Origin of the sequence: Hydrogenophaga sp. (genome assembly GCF_030373225.1) — a bacterium.
In the GTDB taxonomy this organism is placed as follows: Bacteria; Pseudomonadota; Gammaproteobacteria; order Burkholderiales; family Burkholderiaceae_C; genus Hydrogenophaga.
Window position 1 is genome coordinate 100,728 of record NZ_JAUCZG010000007.1, and the last position, 20,754, is coordinate 121,481.

Sequence of the window (20,754 nt, forward strand, 5' to 3'; positions counted from 1 at the left end):
CAAACCCGTGTTGTTGCGCCGCACCGCAGGGGGTGACAGCGTTCACTGGCTGGGTTCCAATCGTCCCGGCCGAGTTGTTGGCATGCTCATGATTCATCGGGCGACCCCGGGTCGCTACCGCCGAACCGTCTGCCCGCCCGGCGCGCCAGCCAATCAGGGTTGAACAAAAAGATTGCCTTCACTGGAGCCCCGATGAGCTGCCGCGTGCTGATGGTTGACGACAACGAGAACGACCTGCTGTTCACCCGCATCGCCCTGGAGCGCAGCGGGGTTGACTACCAGGTGCGTGCCTTCGAGCGCGCACAGGAAGCGCTGGACATGCTGGAGCGCGAGCCTGGGCACGGCATCGACCTGATCCTGCTCGACATCAACATGCCGGTGATGGACGGCTTCGGCTTCCTCTCGGCCTTCGAGGCACTGCCGGTGGCGCACCGGGGCCACGCGGTGGTGGTGATGCTCTCGTCGTCGTCCGATCCGGTCGATCGCAACCGCGCCGAACAGCACGCCTGTGTGCGCGACTTCGTGCGCAAACCCCTGAAGAAGGACACGGCCGCCGGGCTGGTGAACCTGATCGGCCCTCGATGAGACCCGAGATTCCGCCCGGATTGCGTGGCCTGGCGCCCCGGCCAAAGCTGCCGCCGGGCTGGCACCCCAGCCATCCGCCGGTGCACCTGTTCGCGTTCCTGCGCAGCCCGCTGGCCGTTCGGGCCTTGCTCGGGTTTGCCGTGGCGGTGTTGCTGCTGCTCGGCCTGGACTACCGGATGCAATTGCAGCAGCAGCATGAACAAACCGCCCGGACCTTGCAATCCGCGGTGGACTCGCTGGCGCAGAACGCAGAGAACAAATACCTCGAGCGGCGACGCAGCCTGATGTTTCTGGCCACCACCCCGCTGATCAAGGGGCTGGTGCGCGCGAGCGAAGCCGGCGGCACGGATCCTCAGGGGTGGATCACCGCAGTGCAGTACCAACTGCGGATGCAGCAGATCTTCTCGGCCTACCTGGCGGCCACGCCCGAGGTCTACCAGGTGCGGTTCATCGGCGTGGCCAACCGCGGGCGGGAACTGGTGAGCGTGGAGCGCCAGGGTGAGCGGACAGCCATCAGACCGGCACACACGCTGCAGGACAAGGCCGACTCGGTCTACTTTCGCGAAGCCCTGGGCGTCGGCGAAGGCACGGTGTTCGTGTCCGACGTCGATCTCAACCGGCAACACAACCAGGTCGAACTGCCTCACCGCCCCACCATCCGGTACGCCACGCCGGTGCACAACGACGAAGGCCAGGTGTTCGGCGTGATCGTGATCAACGTCGACCTCACGGGCAGGCTCGGGGTGCTTCCCGGCAAGGCGGCGCAGCCGCAGGTGTTCGTGACCAATGCACAGGGCGACTTTCTGGCCCACCCGGATTCCGGGCGCACCTTTGGTTTTGACCTCGGGCAAAGGCACCGATGGACCGATGAGTTCGAGCCTGCGGCGCCGACCCCTGGCGCCGGCCGGACCAGCTGGTGGACCGGACCGGGCGGGCTGGCCATGGCGGCCCAGTCCACCGTGACGGGCAACCCGGGGTCGTCCACCGGTGTCCTGAACTACACCGCCATGCGCCTGAAGAGCGATCTGACCGCCGCTGCCATGGCCGGCACGCGCGAGCGCATGGCACCGCTGCTGACCGCCGGCCTGGCCGGCGGACTCATGCTCTACCTGTACTGGGTCGGGGCGCAGCGCAAGCTGCAGGGCCGCAGCGATCGGCTGAAGATCGCGGCCATCGTCGACCAGTCGCCCGACGCGATCATCGGTCTGGACAACGAAGGCCGCGTGACCTCCTGGAACAAGGGCGCGCAGCGTCTGTTCGGTCACTCGAGACAGGAAGCCGAGGGCCGCCTGCTCGACGCGCTGATCCTGCCGCCAGCACAGCCCGGGGGAGGCCTGTTGGCGCTCGACAAGCTGCCGGGTGCGGGCGACGCTCCCCCGATGGAGCTGTGGCGGCAGACACGCAACGGCCAGCCGGTGCTGGTGGCCATGACCGTGTCCCGGGTGGACGGGGAAGACGGGGAGGCCATCGGGGTATCGGTCTTCGCGCGCGACATCACCGCCGAGCGCGCCGCGCAGCGCAAGGTCGTGGAACTCAAGGAGGGGCTGGAGCAGGAGGTGGCGGACCGCACCGCCGCCCTCGCCGACGAACGCGAGCGCCTCGACAACATCCTGCGCGGCACCGACGCGGGCACCTGGGAATGGAACGTGCAGACCGGAGAAACCCGGTTCAACGAGCGCTGGGCCAGCATCATCGGCTGCACGCTCGACGAACTGCAGCCGACCTCCATCGACACCTGGACAAGATTCGTCCACCCGGACGACCTGGCGGCATCCGGCCAGCGTCTGCAGGCGCACTTCAAGGGAGAGAGCGATCTGTACGAATGCGAAGCCCGCATGCGCCACCGCGACGGGCACTGGGTCTGGGTGATGGACCGTGGCCGCGTGCGCAGCTGGAGCGCCGACGGCCAGCCGGAATGGATGTACGGCACGCACCAGGACATCTCGGATGCCAAGCGGGCGCAGGAGATCGTGGCGCAAAGCGAATCCCTGCTGCGCGGCGCCATCGACGCGGTGGACGAAGCCTTCGTGCTGTACGACCCGGACGACCGAATGGTCTTCTGCAACGAACGGTACCGCAAGGTCTACCCGAACGTGGCCCACCTGATGGTGCCGGGCGTGTCCTTCGAAGCCATCGTGCGCGCCAGTGCCGAACTCGGTGACTACCCCGATGCCGTCGGTCGCGTGGACGAATGGGTCGCCGAGCGCATGGCAGCGCACCGCAGCGGCCACACCGAGTTGCTGCAGCGGCTGACCAGCGGCCGCACGATGCGCATCATTGAACGCCGCATGCCCGATGGACACACCGTGGGTTTTCGCATCGACATCACCGACCTGGTGCACGCCCATGAGCAGGCCCAGGAGGCCTCGCGCATCAAGGGTGAATTCCTGGCCAACATGAGCCACGAGATCCGCACCCCGCTCAACGCCATGATCGGCATGACCCACCTGCTGGGCGACACGCCGCTGAGCAGCTACCAGGCCCAGCTGCTGTCCAAGTCCAGGGTGGCCAGCCGCTCGCTGCTGGGTCTGGTCAACGACGTGCTCGACCTTGCCAAGATCGAGGCCGGCGGTCTCGACCTGGATGTCCAGCCGTTCAGCCCGCAGGACCTGCTCGGCGAGATGGACGCGCTGTTCCGCGCCCAGGCCGAAGCCAGCGGCATCCGCTACACCGTCAGCGTGGCGCGCCAGGTGCCGCCGGTGCTGCTGGGCGACGCCCAGCGCGTGCGACAGATCTTCACCAACCTGATCGGCAACGCCTGCAAGTTCACCCATGGCGGCAGCGTGGCGGTCTCGCTGGACATCGTGGCGCCGCCTCGGGACGCCGACCCGCGGCAGGTGCGCCTGCGCGGCATGGTGCGCGACAGCGGCGTCGGGATCGACAGCGAAACCCAGGCCCGGCTGTTCAGCCCCTTCACCCAGGCCGATACCTCGTCCACCCGCCGCTTCAGCGGCACCGGCCTGGGCCTGTCCATCGTGCGCAAGCTGGCCGTGATGATGGGCGGTGAAGTGGGGCTGCAGAGCGTGCCGGGCGAAGGCAGCGAGTTCTGGTTCGAGCTGGTGCTGGGCAAACCTTCGCCAGCCGATCTGGTGTCACTCAACAAGCTGCTGCTCGACGATGCGGCGCGCCCTGCGGTGCGAGATCAGGCGCTGCGACATCTCAATCTGCTGCTGGTCGACGACAGCGAGATCAACCTCGAGGTGGCAGCCGGCCTGCTGCAACGGGAGGGCGCACGGGTCTGTCTGGCACGCAACGGTCGCGAGGCGGTCGAGGCGCTGCGCGCCACACCGCAGGCGTTCGACGCCGTGCTGATGGACCTGCAGATGCCGGAGATGGATGGACTGGAGGCGACGCGGCGCCTGCGCAAGGAACTGGGGCTGACCGATCTGCCCGTGATCGCACTGACCGCCGGCGCACTGGCCGAGGAGCGCCAGCAGGCGTTTGCCGCGGGCATGAATGCCTTCCTCACCAAACCGCTGGACCCCGAGCGGCTGGTGCGAACGGTGCACGACTGCGTTCACCAGGCCCGCGGCGTGTCCACCCCTGCGTCCGAGCCGGCAGCCGCGTCGGCGTACCACCCCCTGCCCGACGCCTGGCCACAGATCCCGGGGGTCGACACCACCGAGGCCGCGCAACGCCTGGGGGGCGATCTGGACCTGTTCCTGAAGTCGCTGCAGCGTCTGCTGACCGAGTTCGGCGAGTGGGGCAACAGCGACAGCGCCCTGCCCGGCAGCGACCGCGAACAGACCGTGCTGGCGGCGCGCCTGCACAAGCTGCGCGGCATCGCCGGCACACTGGGCGTCACCGGGCTTGCCCGGCTCGCGCAGGCGCTGGAGGCCGGACTCACGCAGCCCGAACCGGCGCCCATGCTGGCGCAGCGGTGGCAGGCACTGCAGGACGCCATGGCGGCGTTGCAGCGCCACAGCGGGCCCCTGCTGCGCGCAGCGTTGCAGCCCCGCGCGGGCGAAGCCGCCCCGGCCAGGGTGGACGAAGCCGAACTGGCGCATTTCATGGCGCTGTTGCAGCGCCAGGACCTCGATGCGCTGAGCTGGTGGAAACGCCGCCGCGAGGCCCTGCGTGAGCGCTTGGGCGACACCCTGCTCGAACGCGTGGGTGCGCAGCTGGACGACCTCGACTTTGCGGGCGCCAGCACCGCCCTGACGGCCATGTCACGGAACCCACAGCCATGACGCCCACCCCTCCGGGAAACCACAGCCCCGAGGAAGCCTCGCCGCCTGGCGACGCATCGGCACCCGACATCCTGATCGTCGACGACGACCCCGGCATGGTGCAGACGCTGGCCCGGGTCATCCGGCCGCTGGGCCGACTGCGTTTTGCCACACACGGTCTCGACGCCCTGCGGCTGATGACCCAGGCACCCCCCGACCTGGTGCTGCTGGACGCCCAGATGCCCGGCATGTCGGGCTTCGAGGTGCTCGATGCCATCAAGCGCGACCCGCAGCTGGCCGACATCCCGGTGATCTTCGTCACCAGCCAGGCCGAGGCCCAGTTCGAGCAGACCGGACTGGAAAAGGGCGCCGCCGATTTCATCGCCAAACCGATCCGCCCGGCCATCGTGCAGGCGCGCGTGCGCACACAGCTGCGGCTCAAGCAGGCCAACGACGCCCTCAAGCAGGTGGCCGCCACCGACCGCCTGAACCTGGCCGATGCGCTGGCCGAGCTGCGCAAGAGCCATGCCCAGCTGCAAAAGACGGCCGAAGAACTCAGGCTCGCCAACGAAGGCCTGCTGCAGTTCGTGCGCATCAGCTCGCACGATCTGCGCGAACCCCTGAACACGGTGGTGCAGTTCATCGCTCTGGTGGAAGAAGACCACGGCGCCACCTTGCCGGCCGATGCGCGCCACTACCTCAAGCTGGTGCACAGCGCCGGCGAGCGCATGCGCACGCTGCTCGACGATGTGGTGCGCTATGCACGCCTGCAGCGCGGGGAGACCGAACCCCGCTCGCCCGTGGCACTGGAGCCTCTCATGGCCGAGCTGTGCGAGGCCCTGGCCGCGCAGCTCACCGCCAGCCAGGCCCAGCTGCACATCGGGGAACTGCCGGTGGTCAACGGGCATGCGAGTCTGCTCTCGCTGCTGTTCCAGAACCTGGTGTCCAACGCACTCAAGTTCATGCCGGCCGAACGTGCGCCCCGCATCGAGATCACGGTGCAATGCAGCGACGGCATGGCCACCATCGTGGTGAAAGACAACGGCATCGGCATTGCGCCCGAAGGGCATGACAAGCTGTTCCAGCCGTTCGTCCGGCTGAACCTGCGGCGCGAATTCGAAGGCTCCGGTCTGGGCCTGGCGATCTGCCGCCAGATCGCCGAAGCCCATGGCGGCACGATCACCGTTCGCTCACAGCCGGGCGAGGGTTCCGCGTTCGAGGTGCGTCTGCCGCTGGCCTGAAGCCGCGGCGGTGCCGGGGCTGCGGGCCACGCCGACGATGCCGTCCAGGATGTCCGGGATCTCGAACAGCGCGCGGTTGTCCATGCGCCGCACGTTGGCGCGGAATTCCTCCAGACGCGCGAGCAATTGGTCCACGGCCCGGTCGATGGTCTTGAAGCTGCGGTGCACGATGCCCAGCCCGTGTTCGGTGATCCACTGCGCGTTGTAACGCTCCTGCGGCATGGTCCAGGCGTTGTCGACCACGATCACCGGCAGGCCCTGCTGCACCGCTTCGCTGATGCTGCCCGGCCCGGGTTTGCCGATGAAGAAATCGGCCAGCTGCATGTAGCGCGGAATGTCGGGAGCGAAGCCGACCACCAGCCGGGGCGCACCGGCAGGCAAGGCGTTGAGCTGCCCGGCCAGTGGCCGGTTGTGGCCGCACACCAGAATCAGCTGGGTGCTGCTTCCCAGGCGCTTCGCGATGCCGAGCATGGCCCTGGAGCCGTGGCCACCGAACAGCACCAGGGCGGTGGGACGCTGCGGGTCCAGCCCGAGGCGGCGCATCTCGGCGGCGCGGTCCAGCGCCGGTGCGTCGTAGAACTCGGGGCGGATGATCATGCCGGAGGTGGCGTGCACCCGGGCGGCGCCGTGACCCAGGCTGTGCGCCTGTGCCACGGCGCGGGCGCTGCCGCAGATGAAGTGCTGGCGCTGGCCGCGTTCGATCCAGAAATGCGGCGGGATGTCGGCCAGGTCGGTCAGCACGGTGGCGTAGGGCACGCCGGGCAGCGTGCTGGCCAGGCTCTCGAACAGGAGGCGGTTGAAATTGGGCACGAGCGACACCACCAGGTCGGGTTCGGTGCGCAGCCAGTGCTGCTGCAGGGGCTTCATGAGCGTGCCGTGACCCAGCCGGATCAGGCCCTGCAGGAGCTTGAGTTCCTGCGCCATGCCGATGGTCCAGCCCCGCGCCAGGCGCTGGTTGTACCAATCCTCCGGCGCGCTGCCGGTCATCTTGCGAAAGCGGTCCTGCGGGTCGAGCACCTCGAACAGGTTGACCAGCCGCACCCGCCAGCCGCGGGGGTGTCGCGCCAGCGCCGACTGCAGCGCCAGTGCCGAGGCACGGTGGCCGCCGCCGGCATTGAAATAGACCAGGTCGATGGTGGTGGGGGTGGGGGCGGGAGTGGGCATGAGGCGCTCGCTGGAAGGACCAGGCGCAGCGGCAGGGGCTGCGCCCGGCGGGCTCCAGTAGAGCGTTCTTGTGTGACACAACGGTTTCAAACGGCCCGCCGCCCGGCGGCGGCGCCCCCCGGTCGCGTCAAGAAATGCACGTTCGGTGCCGATAGCCCGGAAACAATGCCATGGCCGGCGGGCACGCACCGCCATATTCATTTACAAAGCATGACCGCCCGGCCTGTTGCAAGCCGAGGCACCAGGTGATCGACCGCTGGAGACCGCTGTTGTTGACGATCCCACCCGACCCCGCCGGGAACCCCCACCCGCTCGACGAACTGACCGAACTGGTGCCGGGCGCCCTGTTGCGCTACCGCGTGCATCGGGACGACCGGGCGGAGTTGCTCTACATCAGCCGCTACGCCATGGACATCTGGGGTGTCACGGCGCAGGCGGCGCTGGCCGACGAATCCCTGCTCTGGGCCACCGGATGCCGCGATGACCAGATCGCGGTGCGGGAGTCCTTCCTGCAGGCGGTGCGCCAGCGCCGGATCTGGTGGCACGAATGGCGCATCAAGGACGCGCAGGGCCGCTTGAAGTGGCTGCGCGGCACCGCCAAACCCGTCGAGCAGGAAGACGGCAGCGTGCTGTGCACCGCCTTCATCATGGATGTCAGCGAGAGCCTGCGCGCCCGCGCGCTGGAGAGCGCCGGAGACGAACGCCCCCGCCAGATCTTCGACCACGTGCCCGGCCTGGCGGTGCAGGGCTACGGGCCCGACCTGATCGTGACCTACTGGAACGCCGGCTCCGAGCGGCTGTACGGCTTCACCGCGCAGGAAGCGCTGGGGCGCAGCATGCTCGACCTGGTGGTGCCGCCCCACATGCACGCAGCGTTCCAGGCAACGGTGCAGCACATGATCCAGACCCGCACACCGGTGCTCTCGGGGGTGCAGTGGCTGCAGCGCAAGGACGGCTCGCCAGTGGAGGTGCACTGCAACGAGGTGTTCATGGAGCATCCCGAGCGCGGCACCGAATGTTTCTGTGTGGATTTCGACCTGACCGAGCGCCGCGCCGCCGAAGACCAGCGGCTGGCGCTGGAGATGCAGTTGCGTGAATCGCAGAAACTCGAAGCCCTGGGCACGCTCGCCGGGGGTGTGGCGCACGATTTCAACAACATCATGGCGGCCATTCTGGGCAACGCGCGGCTGGCGCTGGAAGACGTGCAGGACAACGACCCGGCGGCCATCAGCCTGCAGGAGATCCTCAAGGCCGGCTCGCGTGCGCGCGACCTGGTGCAGCGCATCCTGTCCTTCAGCCGGCGCCAGGTGCTGCAGCGCCGCGTGATCGCGCTCGGTGCGGTGGTGGACGAGTCGGTGCGCCTGCTGCGCGCCACCCTGCCCCGGACCTTCGAGCTGCAGGTGGTGTGCGACCCCCGCACACCCACGGTGCTGGCCGACCCGACGCAGATGCAGCAGGTGCTGCTCAACCTGTGCACCAACGCCTGGCAGGCCGTGCCCGATCTGGCCAGCGGCCGGTTGCAGATCGAGCTCAAACCGCACCGGGGTGCACCGCCGCAACCCCGGCTGGCCGGCGCGGCGCCGGATGCCCCCGCCGACTGGCCCGAGGTCAACGTGTGCCTGACGGTGAGCGACAACGGCGCAGGCATGGATGCGCAGACGCTGGCGCGGCTGTTCGAGCCCTTTTTCACCACCAAGCCTCCGGGCGAGGGCACGGGCTTGGGGCTGGCGGTGGTGCACGGCATCCTGCGGGACCACCAGGCGGCCATCCAGGTGGACAGTGCACCGGGCCGCGGCACGACCTTTTCGCTGTACTTCCGTGCGGCCGGGCAGCTGGACGCTCAGCCCGATCCGCCCGAGGACCAGCACCGCCCTGCGCCGGCGCAGCTGGGCGAGGGACTGGCGGGCACACGCATCCTGTACGTGGACGACGACGAGCTGATCAACCACCTCATCGGGCGCATGCTGCGGCGCAGTGGCTTCCAGGCGCTGGTGTACCAGGACCCCCGCCAGGCCCTGATCGACGTGCGCGAGGGCACCGCCTGCTACGACCTGGCGATCACCGATTTCGCCATGCCCGGCATGTCCGGGCTGGAGCTGGCGCACGAGTTGCGCGCGCTGCACCCGGAGCGCCCGGTGGCCATCACCTCGGGCTTCATCCCCGAGGAGCTGCGGCGCCTGGCACCCGCCGCCGGCATCGCCGACCTGATCCCCAAGCCCAACACCTGCGAAGAGCTGTACAGCGCCATCGAGCGGCTGGCCAGCCGGGTCTGCCGTTCCCCTCTGCCCTGAACCTTGGCGTCAGGCGCAGCGGGCCGCGCCGACGACAATGGCGACCCGATCGATGACCACCCCGCAGGAGACCCCCATGAAAGCCGCCTGGTACCGCCGCAATGGCACGGCAAAGGATGTTCTGGAGGTGGGCGAACAGCCCACGCCACAGCCCGGTGCGGGCGAGGTGAGGGTTCGGATGAGCACCTCGGGCGTCAACCCGTCGGACGTGAAGTCCCGCCTGAGGCGGCCGCTGAACGCCGGGCTGATCGTGCCGCACAGCGATGGCGCCGGTGTCATCGACGCGGTGGGCGAGGGTGTGCCTGAACAGCGCATCGGCCAGCGGGTCTGGCTGTGGAACGCCCAGTGGCAGCGGCCCTTGGGCACCGCCTGCGAACAGGTGGCGCTGCCCGCCGCCCAGGCCGTGCCCCTGCCCGACAACGTCCACTTCGACACGGCCGCCTGCTTGGGCATTCCCGCGCTCACCGCCTTGCAGGCGGTGCACCTGGCCGGCCCGCTGCAGGGCAAGACGGTGCTGGTCACCGGCGCGGGCAATGCCGTGGGGCACTGCGTCACCCAGCTCGCGGTGCTGCAGGGCGCGCGCGTGATCGGCACCGCCGGATCTCCCGCTCGGCAACAGCACGCCCGCGACGCGGGCGCGGCGCATGTGATCGACTACAAACAGATGTCGGTGGCCCAGGGCGTGGCCGGGCTCACGAACGGACTCGGTGCGGACGTGGTGATCGACATGGATTTCTCCAGCACCGCCGCGCTGCTGCCGCACAACATCCTGCGCCCGCACGGGCAACTGGTGTGCTACGGCTCCAACGAGGCCGGCGAGGTGGCGGTGGACTTCCGCACGCTGCTGGTCAACTCCTTGCGGCTGAACTTCTTCATCGTCTACGAACTGCTGCCCGCCGATCGGGCACGCGCCATCGCCGAGCTCGACGGGCTGCTGCGCACCAACCGCTTGCGGCTCACGGTGGCGCAGAGCTTCGCGCTGGACGACATCGCCGCCGCACACGAAGCGGTGGAGAACGGCAGTGCGGTGGGCAACGTGGTGATCCGCCTGCGGGACTGAACGGCCGCAAGACACCCGCGGCATGAACCCGTCACTCACCCCTGCACAGACAGCCGCAGCGCTGCCCTACCCGGCGCTGGCCGACGAGATCGAAGCCCTGCTGCGCGACCCCGGCGTGGTGGTGCCCGCGCGCACGGTGCAGGCGCTCGCCGGGGGTGGCAGCCTGTTCGTGATGCCCGCCGCCGACGCGCGCGTGGCCATCACCAAGCTCATCACCTTCATTCCCGACAACGCCGCGCGCGGCCTGCCGGCGATCCAGGGCGACATCGTGGTGTTCGACGCGGTCACCGGCCAGCGCACCGCCCTGCTCGACGGCCCCACGGTGACGGCGCGGCGCACGGCGGCGGTGTCGCTGCTGGCCGCGCGGCGGCTGGCGCCACGCACCGACGGGCCCTTGCTGATCGTGGGCGCCGGCGTGCAGGGCCGCTCGCACCTCGAAGCCTTTGGTGAAGGCCTGGGGGTGCGGGAGGTGTGGGTGGCCTCGCGCAGCGCGGCCAGCGCCGACGCGCTGGTGCAGCACGCGCGCCACCTGGGCCTGCGCGCACGCCGCGTGACGGATGCCGACGCCGCGCTGGCCGACTGCCCGCTGGTGGTGAGCTGCACCTCGGCGCAAGGGATCGCGTTGCGCGCCAGGCCCCGCGGCGACGCCTTCGTGGCGGCGGTCGGGGCGTTCACGCCGCGCATGGTGGAGTGGGCGCCCGAGGTCTGCCGCTGGCTGGCCGCCGAGGGCCGGCTGGTGGTGGACACGCGCGACGCCGACCATGAAGCGGGCGACCTGCTGCAGGCCGGCATCGACGTGCCCGCCCTGCCCAGCCTGGCCGACCTGGTGCGCGGACCGGCCACGCACCGGCACAGTGGACCGGTGTTCTTCAAGAGCTGCGGCTGGGCCGGCTGGGACCTCGCGGCGGCCCGGCTGGCATTGCGACCCTAGCGCCGGCGCGCAGGCTCAGCGGTAACTGGCCAGGTGGATGCTGGTCTCGGTGCTCTGGATGCCCTTGATCAGCCGGATGCGCTCGAGCACCTGCGAGAGTTCGGTCATGGAGCCGGCGCTGAGCTCGGCCAGCAGGTCCCAGCGGCCGTTGGTGTCGTGCAGCGCGGCCACACCCGGCTCACCCAGCAGGCTGGCGATCACGGCACGGGTCTGGTTGCCGTCCACCAGCACCGCCATCCAGGCGCGGATGCGTTCGGGCTCGGCCTCGGGCCGCAGGCGCACCGTGTAGCCCACGATCAGCTGCTGGTCTTCGAGCTTGCGGATGCGGTTGGTCACCGTGCCGCGCGACACCTTGAGGCGGTGTGCGAGCTCGGCCACGGTGGCGCGCGCGTTCTGGCGCAGCTGGGCAATCAGAGCCTGGTCAATGTCGTCCATTGGCACATTCTGGCAGCCTACGCTGCCGTTTCGCTCTGTTTCCTCTGTTTTTGACAAGTTTTTGCCAATTCACATTGCCACGGGCCTGCGGGACACTGACTCTCATGACGCCGAGCCCCACCATGAACCCCGCCCACACCCTGTTTCTGAGCGCCCCCGCCGCCGCCGAGCTGATCCAGCGCCACGGCATTGCGCAGACCCTGCGCGGCATGCGCGATGCCATCGCCGAAGACTTCGGGCGCTGGGCCGATTTCGACAAATCGGCCCGGGTGGCCAACCACAGCGCGCAGGGCGTGATCGAGCTCATGCCCATTGCCGACGACCGGCTCTACAGCTTCAAGTACGTCAACGGTCACCCGGACAACACGCGCCTGGGCCTGTCCACGGTGATGGCCTTCGGCGTGCTCGCCGACGTGGCCACCGGCACGCCGCTGCTGCTGTCCGAGCTCACGCTGACCACCGCGCTGCGCACCGCCGCCACCTCGGCGCTGGCCGCGCAGACCCTGGCCCGGCCCGGGAGCCGGGTGATGGCGCTGATCGGCAACGGCGCCCAGAGCGAATTCCAGGCACTGGCTTTCCAGCACCTGGTGGGCATCAGCACGCTGCGCGTGTTCGACCTGGACCGCGCCGCCACCGACAAGCTGGTGGCCAACCTGGCCGGCAGCGGCCTGCACATCGTGGTGTGCGCCAGCGCGGCAGACGCCGTGCGCGGTGCCGACATCGTCACCACCCTCACCGCCGACAAGACCAACGCCACCATCGTCACGCCCGACATGCTCGAGCCCGGCATGCACATCAACGGCGTGGGTGGCGACTGCCCCGGCAAGACCGAGTTGCACGCCGAGGTGCTGCGCCGCGCCAGCGTGTTCGTGGAGTACACGCCCCAGACGCGGGTGGAGGGCGACATCCAGCAGATGCCGGCCGACTTCGCGGTGACCGAGCTGCACGATGTGCTCGCCGGCCGCGAGCCCGGCCGCACCCACGCCAGCCAGATCACGGTGTTCGACTCGGTGGGCTTTGCCCTCGAAGACTATTCGGCCCTGCGTTTCATGCACGGCCTGGCCGTTGCGCAAGGCATGGGCACCACGGTCTCGCTGATCCCCGACCTGGCCGACCCGAAGAACCTGTTCGGCGCGCTGCGTGCGCCGGCGGCGGCGGCCGGGCTGCGCCTGGCGGCCTGAAGCGGCACCAGCAGCGAGGTGCCGGACATCGGCACCGTCAGCGACGGGCACGGCCCGAACGCAGAGCGCCCGGCCACTCATTCGCTCTGCGCCCGCACCCACTCCACAAACGCCGCCACCGGCGCACGCGCCCGGTCGGTGCTGCGCACGCTCATGAAATGCACCGGCCGCAGGGTCTTGTGCAGGCTGCGCTCGCCCAGCACCACCAGTTCGCCGCGCTCGATCTCGCGCGCGGCCAGGCGCGTGCTCTCCAGCGCCACGCCCATGCCGTCGGCCGCGGCCGCAATCGCCATGGCGGCGCGGTCGAACGAGGGGCGGGGCCGCTGCGGCAAGGCCAGACCGTTGAGTTCGAACCACTCGGGCCAGCCGACCGGGCTGAGCTGCGAGTCGATCAGCGCCAGCCGCAGGATCGCCTGCGCCGGGCGTTCCCGGGCCCGCAGCAGGCCGGGTGACACCAGCGGCGCGATGCGTTCGTCACCGAGCGACACCACCTCGAGCCCGGGCCTGTGGCGCGCAGCGCCATACGAGAGCGCCACGTCGATGTCGCGCACCACGCCCAGGTCCACCGGGTCGGCGCCCGTGGTCAGGCGGATGTTGATCAGCGGGTGCCGGGCCACGAACGCCGGCAGGCGCGGACCCAGCCATTTGAGCGCCAGGCTGGGCGCGCAGTGCACCGCCAGCACCTCGTCGTGCGTGGGCAGCTGCACCTCGGCGCAGGTGGCTTCGAGCGCGTCGAACAGGCGGCCCAGGCTCTCGAACAGGCGCCGGCCCTCCAGCGTGGTCTGCACCTGACGGTGGCGCCGCTCGAACAGGGCGCGACCGAAGTGACGCTCCAGGTCGCGGATCTGGTGGCTGATGGCCGAGGGCGTCAGGTGGAGCTCGAGCGCGGCCAGCGCAAAGCTCTGCAGTCGCGCGGCGGCCTCGAAGGTGCGCAGCCGGGCCAGCGGTGGAAGATTTCTCATGCAAACGTCTTTCGGATGAATTTGATTCATGCTTTCATGAACACTCATCGTTTGTCAACCAGGCCCGGCTGGCCCACCATCGCGGCTTCCCACCTTCCGAGGAAACGCCATGTCCGCCGTGCTTGAACAACTGTCAACGATGCGCCTGCCGCCCGAGACCCGGGAATACCGCCACGACCCGCTGACCGACCCCAAGGTCTCTATCTACCAGCCCGACCAGCCGGGCCTGATCTATCCCGGCGTGCCCGCGTTCGAACACGTGGCGCAGCAGCGCCAGTACCTCAAGGAGCGCCTGGCAGGCGCCTGCCGCGCCTTTGCCCGCCAGGGTTTCGACTACGGCTTCGCCGGTCACCTGACCATCCGCGACCCCGAGCACCCGCACCTGTACTGGACCAACCCGATGGCGGTGCATTTCGCGCAAGTGAAGGTGTCCAACCTGATCCTGGTGGACCACCAGGGTCGGGTGGTGGAAGGCCGGCATGCGGTCAACCGCGCCGGTTTCGTGCTGCACGCCGCGGTGCACGAGGCACACCCCGACATCCTGGCCATGTGTCACGCGCACACGGTCCACGGCACGGCATTCGCCTCGCTGGGCCAGCCGCTGCTGCCGATCTCGCAGGATGCCGCCGCCTTCTTCGAAGACCATGTGGTGATCGGCGACGAAGCGGGACAGGTGGCGGTGGAGGTCAAGGCCGGTCTGAAGGTGGCCGACTGGTTCAAGGGGGTCAAGGCCGCGATCCACCAGAACCACGGGCTGTTCACCGCGAGCCGCCACAGCATCGAGGCCGCTGCGTTCTGGTTCATCGCGCTGGAACGCTGCTGCCAGCAGCAACTGGCCGTGATGGCCACCGGCGCCACCCCGCGCCTGGTGCCGGCCGAGCGCGCGCGCTACAGCCGCGAGCATGTGGGCAGCGAGTACATCGGGTGGCTGCACTTCCAGACCATCTGGAACGACCTGGTGCGTTCCGAACCCGATCTCTTCGACTGAACGCGGGTGACAAAGCCGCCCGCCGACGCGGCGTAGCATCTCGCACATGCCCCACACCCCCGCCGACCCCAGCCTGATCGACTCGAAGGTGGCCGTGCGCCGCCTGCTCACCACGCTGGGGCTGGTGACACTGGGCAACAGCGGCATGTACGTGGTGGCGGTGGTGCTGCCGGCGGTGCAGGCCGAGTTCGGCGTCGGCCGGGCCGACGCTTCCCTGCCCTACACGCTGATGATGATCTGCCTGGGTATCGGTGGCCTGTTCACCGGCAGGCTGGCCGACCGCCACGGCATCACGCCGGTGCTGCGCGTGGGTGCGGTGGCGGTGGCGGGTGGTTTCATCTGGGCGGCGTACTCGGGCAGCATCTGGACCTTTGGCCTGGCGCACGGGCTGCTGCTGGGCATGCTCGGCAGTTCGTCCACCTTCGCGCCGCTGCTCGCCGACACGGCCCTGTGGTGGAACAAGCGCCGCGGCATGGCGGTGGCCATTGCGGCCAGCGGCAACTATGTGGCTGGCACCATCTGGCCGCCGCTGGTGCAGTGGGGCATCGAGAGCATCGGCTGGCGCCAGACCTACATGATCCTGGGCCTGGTCTGCGGCACCGGCATCTTCCTGCTGGCCAACCTGATGCGCCAGCGTCCGCCGCTGGTGGTGACCGCGCCGGTGAGCGCGGGCGAGGTGGCACCCGACACCAGCCGTCCGTTCGGCCTGAGCCCCAACCACGCGCAAGCCCTGCTCTGCGTGGCCGGCGTGGGCTGCTGCGTGGCCATGTCGATGCCCCAGGTCCACATCGTGGCCTATTGCACCGACCTGGGCTATGGCGCGGCGCGCGGCGCCGAGATGCTCTCGCTCATGCTGTTCTGCGGCATCGCCAGCCGCCTCATCTCGGGCTGGATCTGCGACCGCATCGGCGGCATCCGCACGCTGCTGCTGGGCTCGGCCCTGCAGTGCGTGGCGCTGCTGCTGTTCATTCCATTCGACGGCCTGGTCTCGCTCTACCTGATCGCGGCCCTGTTCGGCCTGTTCCAGGGCGGCATCGTGCCCTCCTACGCCATCATCGTGCGCGAGTATTTCCCGCCCAACGAGGCCGGCGCGCGGGTGGGCGCGGTGATCATGGCCACGCTGGTGGGCATGGCGCTGGGCGGATGGATGTCGGGCTGGGTGTTCGACCTGACCGGCAGCTACGACGCGGCCTTTCTCAACGGCATCGCCTGGAACCTGCTCAACATGAGCATCGCATCGTGGCTGTACTTCCGGGTGCGGCGCATCGGGCGCGCGCGGCTGGCGGGCGCTGGCGCCGGCTGAGGCGCCGGCTCACAACGCTCGCTGCGACAGCACGCCCGGGCGCGCCGAGTACCGCACCAGGCTGTCCAGGGCCTCGACATCGACCCGCGCGCTGCGCCGGCCATACACCTCGGCCTTGAGCCATTCGAGTTCCGCCTCCAGTCGCGCCGGGTCAGGCAGGGTGCAGCTCCAGACGCGGGCCTCGGCATCCCACCGGTAGCCCCGGGCCTTGAGCACGTCCTTGGACTCGAAGGGCGATCCGGTGGCGCGCAGCTTGAAGCTGGGCAAGGCAGCGGCGCTGATCAGCAGCGACAGGCCGGTGACCGGGCTGCTGCCGGGTGGCCGGGCGAGCAGCTGCAGCAAGGCGTGGCAGTCCACCTGGGCACGGTGGGCATCGAAAAACCAGCCGTGGTCCAGCAGCAGCGCGCCGAGCCTGGCCGAGGCGGCGCCGGCCGCTTTCCAGTCGATGTCGGCAAACGAGCAGGCCCAGGCCTTGCCGGCGAACACGGGGAACCGCGCCTCCACGAACGGGCGGTCGAAGCCGGCGTTGTGGGCCACGATCAGGTCGGCGCGAGCCACCATTGCCTCGACGCTCGCGTCGTCCAGCCGCTGGCCCTGCACCATCTCGTCGCTGATGCCCGTCACCTCTTTGGCCACCGCCGGAATCGGCATGCCGGGGTCTTCAAACCCCTCGAACACCTCCACCGGCCCGAACGGCAGCCCGCTGTGGGCGTCCACCTGCACCAGCAGCATGGCCAGTTCGATGATCTTGTCCGTCTGGTGCACCAGCCCGGTGGTTTCGGTATCGAGCACCAGCACGCGGCGAACGAGCGGCTCGGGCGGCGCAGGCCCGAAGTCGGCGCGCGGAACCAGCCGCCGCAGCACACGGTAATCGGGGTCCTGCTCCAGTCGGCGGGCCATGTCCTCCAGCGGGGGCAACGCCAGGGCGGGCGCGGCGTCGGGAGGCGTGGCCGGTGGTGAAGAGGGCGAAGGTGGTGCGTCAAACAGGAAACTGGACTGGTTCATCGGCGAGGCCTGCTCATGGGGTCGGGGGGAGTCAGCCGCGGCTGATCGTGGCGCCGTCCAGCCATCACGGCGAACGGCCAGCCCCGCAGGGTACCCGGCATTGGGCAGGAAGCGCCAGCACGGTGGCGCAGGCAGCGCGAAACCAGGCGCTTCAGCCGGCAGGCAGCACCAGGGCGCGCATCCGCTCGAGAAAGTGACCGAGCGACGGCGTGCGGGCACCAGGCACCTTGGCCAGATCGTCGTAGCGGCGCAAGCGCACCGCCGTTGGCGCATGGGGCTGGCGCACGAAGGCGGCGGCTTCCCCGGCCGCGAAAACACCCCCCTGCAGCCGCAGGCTGTGCACCGAGGCCGCAGACAGTGTGCCCAGGTAGGCGGGATCGGCGTGGCACAGATAACGCTTGGCATCGACATGCAGCCGGATCGGCTCCAGCACGGCGTCGTCGAAGGTGGCGCGCAGGAACGGCAGCGCGATGAACTGGTGCAGGTCGTCGCGGGAATCCGGCGCTGCGCCGCCCATGCCTTCCTGCGGCGGCCGGACCAGGTGTCCCAGATCGTGCAGCAGGGCGGCGGCAATGGTCGCCGGGGATTCTGCGGCCTGCTCGGCGAGGTGGGCGCATTGCAGGGCGTGATCGAGCTGGCTGACGGACTCGCGCCCGTAACGCGCGGCACCCTCGCGCAACAGCACGGCCTCGATGTCATCCAGGGTCATGGTCGCGCCTCCTGCTAGACCGCGATCTTGCGGATGCGGGCCGACACCAGGTCGATGGCGCTCACGGTGACCACGATGATGATCATCACGGCGCAGGTTTCAGGGTACTGAAAACCGCGAATGATTTCCCACAGCACCACCCCGATGCCACCGGCACCCACCATGCCCACCACCGACGCGGAGCGCACGTTGGCCTCGAACCGGTACAGCGTGTACGAGATCCACAGCGGCATCACCTGCGGGATCACGCCGTAGACAATTTCGTGCAGTGCGCTGGCGCCGGTCGAGCGGATGCCCTCCACCGGCTGGGGGTCGATCGCCTCGACCGCTTCGGAGAACAGCTTGGCCAGGGTGCCGGTGGTGTGGATCCACAAGGCCAGCACACCCGCAAACGGCCCCAGACCAACGGCCACCACGAACAGCATGGCGAACACCATTTCGTTGATCGCGCGAAACGAATCGAGCAGACGGCGCACCGGCTGGTGCACCCACCACGGCGCGATGTTGCTGGAGGCCAGCAGCGACAGCGGCACGGCGGTGACCACCGCCAGCGCGGTGCCCCACAGCGCGATCTGCAGGGTGATCACCATCTCGGTGACGTAGATGCGCCAGTCCGCGAAGTTGGGCGGGAAGAACTCGGAGGCGTAGGTCGCCATGTTGCCCGAGTCGCGCCACAAGGCCATGGGGCGCATGTCGGCACCGTTCCAGGACGCCGCGAGCAAGGCCAGCAGCACACCCCATGACGCATACCAGGCCAGGCCATGCTTGGGCGCGGCGGTCTGCGCCAGGGTCTGCCACTTGGGATGGGTCAGGGTGTTCATGGTGGCGGCCGTCAACGGTCAGTTCAAGGCGGCCAGCTGCTGGTCGATGGCGGCGATCTGCGCCTTCTTGTCGGCGTCGCTCAAGGTGCCATCCGACTCGATCTTGGTGCGCTTGCCGAACAGGTCGAGCTGGCGGATCGGGATCAGCTGGTCGTTGTTCGACGCCTTGAAGCCGGACAGCTTGGAGAGCTTCATCACGATGGCTTTTTCACGCTCGTCGGTCTTGGCGTAGCTGACGAAGAAGGTCCGAATCTTCTGCTTGGTGGCCTCGGGCACGCCCTTGTTCAGCACCAGCGGGTCCAGGGGAATCAGCGGCGAGGTCCAGATCACCCGGATGGTCTTTGCCTTCTCGGGCTGGCGCTCCTGGATCTTGCCCAGGGTCTCGCTGTTGGTCACGGCCACGTCGACCTGCTTGTTGGCCACGGCCAGTGCGTTGGTTTCGTGGTTGGCGCTGCGAACGGTCTTGAAGTGCGTCTTGGCGTCGATCTTGTTCTTTGCGAACACGTAGTAGCCCGGCACGAGAAAGCCGCTGGTGGAGTTCGGGTCACCGTTGCCGAAGCTCAGCGACTTGCCGTTCTTGAGCACGTCGTCGAGCGAGGCCAGCGGGCTGTCCTTGTGCACCACAAAGTGCGAGTAATAGCCCTGCGTACCGTCGGCATTGACCATCTGCGCGAACACCTCGCCATTGGCGCGGTCCACCGCTTCCATCGCCGACTTGTTGCCCAGCCATGCCACCTGCACCTTGTTGAAGCGCATGCCTTCGATGATGCCGGCGTAGTCGGGGGCGAAGAAGGCCTTGATCTTCAGGCCGGTCTGCTTTTCCATGTCGTCGAGCAGCGGTTGCCAGTCGGCCTTGAGGTTCTGCGTGGACTCGGTGGAAATGATGCCGAAGTTGATCTCCTGGGCATGTGCCAGGGTGAAGGTGAGGCCGGCGGCGAGCGCGACCAGGGCGCGTTGGATCATGGGTGGCTCCAGTGGGTTGGATGGAAAAGAAAGGGACGAAAGAAGGCGCTGTTCAGGCAGCCTGCGGAATCGGCTGCACCCAGGGGGCAGCGGGTGCGGTGGGCAGTCGCGTCACGCCGGTGTGCACGCTTTCGCTGCCGTTGAGGATTTCGTCGGCCTGCATGCCGTAGAGATCGCGCAGCAGCGCCGTCGTGAGCTGGGCAGACGGCCCGTCGAACACCACGCGGCCCTGGTGCAGGGCGACGGTGCGCGTGCAGAAGCGGCGCGCCATGTCCACCTGATGCAGGGACACCACGACGGTGCAGCCGTCCTCGCGGCAGATGCGCGAAAGGATCTCCATCACGTTGCGCGAAGACTCGGGATCGAGCGATGCAATGGGTTCGTCGGCCAGCACCACCCGCGCGCCCTGCACCAGGGTGCGCGCGATGGCAGCGCGCTGCTGTTGTCCGCCCGACAGGGTGGAGGCGCGCTGGGCATGGCAGTCGGCGATGCCCACCCGGTCCAGTGCTTCCAGCGCCAGGGCCCGTTCGCGGACGGTGAAGAGGCGTGTGACCGCGCGCCACCAGGGCATCTGGTGCAGCCGCCCCACCAGCACGTTGACCAGCACCGGCAGGCGGTCGACCAGGTTGAACTGCTGGAACACGAAGCCGATGCCGGCACGCGTGCGCCGCACGTCGCGCTGGATCTGGCCGGCGCGCTGCACGCACTGTCCGTTGACCTCGATGCAGGCATCGCCGCCTGCATCCGAGGGCATCAATCCGGCGATGTGGCGCAGCAAGGTGGACTTGCCGGAGCCGGAGGCACCGATCAGGGCCACCATCTCTCCCTGGCCGATCTCCAGGTTGATGTTGCACAAGGCGTGCTTGCCGTTGCCGAAGTGCTTGTCAAGGTTGCGGATCCGCAGGCTCATGTCGCGACCTCCAAAAAATATGTCTAGACAAGCCAG

Annotated in this window: 17 protein-coding genes; 9 read left to right on the plus strand and 8 right to left on the minus strand. The window is 69.0% G+C overall.

All coding sequences use genetic code 11. The features are described from left to right. The first annotated feature begins 192 nt into the window (after nucleotides 1-192). The 3 genes from QUV35_RS06150 to QUV35_RS06160 are packed head-to-tail and all read left to right on the plus strand — an operon-like array spanning nucleotide 193 to nucleotide 5,995. Entirely contained in the window at nucleotides 193-585 is a 393-nt protein-coding gene (locus QUV35_RS06150; RefSeq protein ID WP_300871638.1) for a response regulator, read from the plus strand. Beyond that, complete coding sequence (locus tag QUV35_RS06155) at nucleotides 582-4,775, plus strand: PAS domain S-box protein (protein WP_300871639.1); 4,194 nt, start codon at nucleotides 582-584, stop codon at nucleotides 4,773-4,775. Before QUV35_RS06150 ends, QUV35_RS06155 begins: the two co-directional genes overlap by 4 nt. Next, a complete protein-coding gene (locus QUV35_RS06160; RefSeq protein ID WP_300871641.1) occupies nucleotides 4,772-5,995 on the plus strand; it encodes a hybrid sensor histidine kinase/response regulator in 1,224 nt (407 codons plus the stop codon). Before QUV35_RS06155 ends, QUV35_RS06160 begins: the two co-directional genes overlap by 4 nt. Here the strand turns inward: QUV35_RS06160 and QUV35_RS06165 are convergent. Next, on the minus strand, nucleotides 5,945-7,159 hold the full coding sequence (locus tag QUV35_RS06165) for a glycosyltransferase (RefSeq protein ID WP_300871642.1): 1,215 nt from the start codon (nucleotides 7,157-7,159) through the stop codon (nucleotides 5,945-5,947). The genes QUV35_RS06160 and QUV35_RS06165 overlap by 51 nt on opposite strands. 269 nt (nucleotides 7,160-7,428) lie before the next feature. Here QUV35_RS06165 and QUV35_RS06170 point away from each other — a divergent pair, with 269 nt between their 5' ends. The 3 genes from QUV35_RS06170 (at nucleotide 7,429) to QUV35_RS06180 (ending at nucleotide 11,441) form a co-directional block, all read left to right on the plus strand. Beyond that, nucleotides 7,429-9,450 carry a PAS domain-containing sensor histidine kinase gene (locus QUV35_RS06170; protein WP_300871643.1) on the plus strand — a complete coding sequence of 674 codons (2,022 nt, stop codon included), beginning with the start codon at nucleotides 7,429-7,431 and terminating at the stop codon, nucleotides 9,448-9,450. 76 nt (nucleotides 9,451-9,526) lie between these two features. Continuing rightward, nucleotides 9,527-10,510: an NADPH:quinone reductase gene (locus QUV35_RS06175; protein WP_300871644.1), complete on the plus strand. Its 984-nt coding sequence runs from the start codon at nucleotides 9,527-9,529 to the stop codon at nucleotides 10,508-10,510. Between the two features lie 22 nt (nucleotides 10,511-10,532). Continuing rightward, nucleotides 10,533-11,441 (plus strand): delta(1)-pyrroline-2-carboxylate reductase family protein, encoded by a 909-nt coding sequence (locus QUV35_RS06180; RefSeq protein WP_300871646.1) that lies wholly within the window; start codon nucleotides 10,533-10,535, stop codon nucleotides 11,439-11,441. Between the two features lie 15 nt (nucleotides 11,442-11,456). Here the strand turns inward: QUV35_RS06180 and QUV35_RS06185 are convergent, their stop codons facing one another. After that, nucleotides 11,457-11,876, minus strand: a complete 420-nt coding sequence (locus QUV35_RS06185; RefSeq protein WP_300871647.1) for an Lrp/AsnC family transcriptional regulator — start codon at nucleotides 11,874-11,876, stop codon at nucleotides 11,457-11,459. A gap of 122 nt (nucleotides 11,877-11,998) precedes the next feature. Here QUV35_RS06185 and QUV35_RS06190 point away from each other — a divergent pair, with 122 nt between their 5' ends. Next, the gene (locus tag QUV35_RS06190) at nucleotides 11,999-13,057 is read left to right on the plus strand and encodes an ornithine cyclodeaminase (protein ID WP_300871650.1); all 1,059 of its coding nucleotides are present in this window, start codon (nucleotides 11,999-12,001) and stop codon (nucleotides 13,055-13,057) included. A gap of 77 nt (nucleotides 13,058-13,134) precedes the next feature. Here QUV35_RS06190 and QUV35_RS06195 read toward each other — a convergent pair whose 3' ends face one another. Beyond that, nucleotides 13,135-14,019, minus strand: coding sequence for a LysR substrate-binding domain-containing protein (locus tag QUV35_RS06195; RefSeq protein WP_300871652.1), 885 nt, complete (start codon nucleotides 14,017-14,019; stop codon nucleotides 13,135-13,137). Nucleotides 14,020-14,158: 139 nt separating this feature from the next. Here QUV35_RS06195 and QUV35_RS06200 point away from each other — a divergent pair, with 139 nt between their 5' ends. Together QUV35_RS06200 and QUV35_RS06205 are read left to right on the plus strand one after the other, a co-directional pair. Beyond that, entirely contained in the window at nucleotides 14,159-15,007 is an 849-nt protein-coding gene (locus QUV35_RS06200; RefSeq protein ID WP_300871698.1) for a class II aldolase/adducin family protein, read from the plus strand. Between the two features lie 46 nt (nucleotides 15,008-15,053). Further along, nucleotides 15,054-16,310 carry an MFS transporter gene (locus QUV35_RS06205; RefSeq protein WP_300871653.1) on the plus strand — a complete coding sequence of 419 codons (1,257 nt, stop codon included), beginning with the start codon at nucleotides 15,054-15,056 and terminating at the stop codon, nucleotides 16,308-16,310. A gap of 9 nt (nucleotides 16,311-16,319) precedes the next feature. Here QUV35_RS06205 and QUV35_RS06210 read toward each other — a convergent pair whose 3' ends face one another. The 5 genes from QUV35_RS06210 to phnC all read right to left on the minus strand — a co-directional run bounded on the left by QUV35_RS06210 (nucleotide 16,320) and on the right by phnC (nucleotide 20,718). Next, nucleotides 16,320-17,315: a 3'-5' exonuclease gene (locus tag QUV35_RS06210; RefSeq protein ID WP_300871655.1), complete on the minus strand. Its 996-nt coding sequence runs from the start codon at nucleotides 17,313-17,315 to the stop codon at nucleotides 16,320-16,322. Nucleotides 17,316-17,466: 151 nt separating this feature from the next. Beyond that, nucleotides 17,467-18,024 (minus strand): HD domain-containing protein, encoded by a 558-nt coding sequence (locus QUV35_RS06215; protein WP_300871656.1) that lies wholly within the window; start codon nucleotides 18,022-18,024, stop codon nucleotides 17,467-17,469. Between the two features lie 14 nt (nucleotides 18,025-18,038). Further along, nucleotides 18,039-18,845: a phosphonate ABC transporter, permease protein PhnE gene (phnE, locus tag QUV35_RS06220; protein ID WP_300871657.1), complete on the minus strand. Its 807-nt coding sequence runs from the start codon at nucleotides 18,843-18,845 to the stop codon at nucleotides 18,039-18,041. An 18-nt stretch (nucleotides 18,846-18,863) separates the two neighbouring features. Further along, nucleotides 18,864-19,808 (minus strand): phosphonate ABC transporter substrate-binding protein, encoded by a 945-nt coding sequence (gene phnD, locus QUV35_RS06225; protein ID WP_300871658.1) that lies wholly within the window; start codon nucleotides 19,806-19,808, stop codon nucleotides 18,864-18,866. Between the two features lie 52 nt (nucleotides 19,809-19,860). Then, on the minus strand, nucleotides 19,861-20,718 hold the full coding sequence (gene phnC, locus QUV35_RS06230; protein WP_300871659.1) for a phosphonate ABC transporter ATP-binding protein: 858 nt from the start codon (nucleotides 20,716-20,718) through the stop codon (nucleotides 19,861-19,863). Nucleotides 20,719-20,754: the final 36 nt, after the last annotated feature.